The organism is Fulvivirga kasyanovii (assembly GCF_009711405.1).
GTDB lineage: Bacteria > Bacteroidota > Bacteroidia > Cytophagales > Cyclobacteriaceae > Fulvivirga > Fulvivirga kasyanovii.
Window position 1 is genome coordinate 1 of the sequence record NZ_SMLW01000075.1, and the last position, 478, is coordinate 478.

Genomic DNA, 478 nt, shown 5'->3' on the forward strand with positions numbered 1-478 from the left:
TATGAAGAGGATGGAGTTGAAAAAATAAAAATGTTTCTTGGTGAATCAAAATTCAGAACAACACCAGCAAAGAAAGCGATAGATGACATAACAAATTCTTTGAGTAAAGATACATTACCACTATCCTATTCATTTTTAGTTGAAGAAACTGCTAAAACAGATGAAGAATTAGCAGAAAAACTTGACAATTACATTGTCCAAGACATCAAAGATAGAGGGAATTTGGCTTTTGCAGGCTTGCTATTAAGCGATAATACAACGTCTAGAAAAGTTGAGACGCATTTGAATAGTGAAAACGAAAACCTAGTTTTTATCTCAATAGGTCTAGAAAACCCTGTGGGATTTATAAACTCCGTATTTGCAAAGGCTGAAGAACTAATTTCAAATCCAGAAGAATTATGAGACTTGAATACATTGAGGAAAGCTTTGGGAAATTAGAATCAGACTCTACCTTACAGAACCTTATTGCACAGGCAAA

The 478-nt window shown here is 33.7% G+C and carries 1 protein-coding gene; it reads left to right on the forward strand.

The features are described 5' to 3' along the window. The coding region (locus E1163_RS00095; RefSeq protein ID WP_155168511.1) for a Hachiman antiphage defense system protein HamA at positions 1-402 on the forward strand (402 nt) is incomplete at its 5' end. Between the last annotated feature and the right edge of the window lie 76 nt (positions 403-478).